Source organism: Mesorhizobium sp. M2C.T.Ca.TU.002.02.1.1, from assembly GCF_003997225.1.
Genome location: NZ_RZTO01001284.1, coordinates 1 through 1049, shown reverse-complemented (window position 1 = coordinate 1049; position 1049 = coordinate 1). Strand labels below are relative to the sequence as shown.

Sequence of the window (1049 nt, the reverse complement as noted above, 5' to 3'; positions counted from 1 at the left end):
GTCGATGTTCCTGCTGCAGGCCGCCAACATCGGCGCGTCGGTCTACCTGCCAGTCTATCTGCAATCGGTCGTCGGGCTTTCGGTGAGCGAATCCGGCACGGCGATGCTCGGCCTCCTGCTCGGCACAGTCGCCGGCGCCGCCTTCAGCGGCCGCATGATCCCGCGCTTCGTCCACTACAAGCGCATCGCCATGATCGGCCTCGGCCTGGCGATCGTCTGCATAGGCCTGCTCAGTGCCATTGCGGGACACGCCTCGCTGCTCGAAGTCGAAATCCTGACCACGCTGATCGGCCTGGGCAGCGGCACGACCTTTCCGGTCAGCACCGTCTCGGTCCAGAACGCGGTCGACCGCGCGCATCTCGGTGTCGCGACGGGCGTGCTGACCTTCCTGCGCACGCTGGGCGGCGCGCTGGGCGTCGCCATGCTCGGCGCCGTTGCGCTGGGTTTTGGCCTGCCCTTGGCCGCCGAAGGCTCGCAGACGCACATCCAGCTGACATCGGCAATGCCGTTCGTGATGATCTTCCTCACCGCCGGCATCACGCTCGTGCTGGCGCTGATCACGCTGGCCGTGATGCCTGAAAAGGAACTGCGCGGCCACGACGAGCATGCCGCGCCCGTGCTGGCGGAGTAGATTTCCCTGAGGTGTGTAGGGCTTCAGGTCAGCGCAGGAAGCTTGCTATTCGCAGGCCGGCTGAATAATACCTCAGTCGTGGACGCCGAGCTTCTTCTGCAAGCTCGTCGACGAGGTCGTGTACTGGAAGACGATGCGCTCGCCCGGGCTGATGACGCGCTTGGCCGCCTGCGCCATCAGCGCCACCTCATGGAAACCTGACAGGATCAGCTTCAGCTTGCCGGGATACCAGTTGATGTCGCCCACCGCAAAGATGCCTGGGATCGACGTCTGGAACTTCTCGGTGTCGACCGGGATCAGGTTCTCGTGAAGGTTGAGGCCCCATTCGGCGATCGGCCCGAGCTTCATGGTGAGGCCGAAGAACGGCAGCATGCTGGTGCACGGCACCTCGACGTCGCCGCCCGGACCGCCCTTGATG

The 1049-nt window shown here is 64.9% G+C and carries 1 protein-coding gene and 1 pseudogene; one reads left to right on the top strand and one right to left on the bottom strand.

The window, feature by feature from the left end:
- Positions 1-631, top strand: a 631-nt coding sequence (locus EOD07_RS35510) for an MFS transporter (RefSeq protein ID WP_127238445.1), incomplete at its 5' end; no start/stop codon positions are given.
- A 72-nt stretch (positions 632-703) separates the two neighbouring features.
- On the opposite strand, the pseudogene EOD07_RS35505 reads toward EOD07_RS35510, so the two are convergent.
- Positions 704-1049, bottom strand: a pseudogene (locus tag EOD07_RS35505) (NAD(P)/FAD-dependent oxidoreductase); the annotation flags it as partial.